Source organism: Streptomyces rugosispiralis, from assembly GCF_024505145.1.
Classification (GTDB): domain Bacteria; phylum Actinomycetota; class Actinomycetes; order Streptomycetales; family Streptomycetaceae; genus Streptomyces; species Streptomyces rugosispiralis.
In genome coordinates this window covers 1-632 of the sequence record NZ_JANIAA010000207.1, presented here as the reverse complement: position 1 = coordinate 632, position 632 = coordinate 1, and the positions used below count along the sequence as shown (strand labels likewise).

1 protein-coding gene is annotated in these 632 nt (G+C 70.9%); it reads right to left on the bottom strand.

From position 1 onward, the window contains the following. Positions 1-632 (bottom strand): polyketide synthase (locus tag NP777_RS47085; protein WP_256656353.1); only part of this gene is annotated, 632 nt, incomplete at both ends.

Genomic DNA, 632 nt, shown 5'->3' with positions numbered 1-632 from the left:
ACACCCGCGACACCCGCCGCCGCCTGCGCATGCCCGATGTTGGACTTGATCGAGCCCAGCAGCAGCGGCCGCTCGGCCGGGCGATCCTGACCGTACGTGGCCAGCAACGCCTGCGCCTCGATCGGATCGCCCAACGTCGTACCCGTACCGTGCGCCTCCACCGCATCGACATCCGAGGCCGAAAGACCGGCACTGGCCAGGGCCTGCCGGATCACCCGCTGCTGGGAGGGGCCGTTGGGCGCGGTGAGCCCGTTGGACGCGCCGTCCTGGTTGACGGCGGAGCCACGGATCACGGCCAGGATGTCGTGGCCGTTGCGGCGGGCATCCGACAGCCGTTCCAGCAGCAGGACGCCCACACCCTCACTCCAACCGGTGCCGTCGGCGGCCGCCGCGAAGGGCTTGCACCGGCCATCGGGGGCCAGACCACGCTGACGGGAGAAACCGGTGAACACATCCGGGGTGGCCATCACCGTCACCCCACCGGCCAACGCCAGCGTGCACTCACCCTGCCGCAACGCCTGCGCCGCCAGATGCATCGCCACCAACGACGACGAACACGCCGTATCCACCGTCACGGCGGGCCCCTCGAAGCCCAGCGTGTACGCCACCCGACCCGAGACCACACTGCCCGA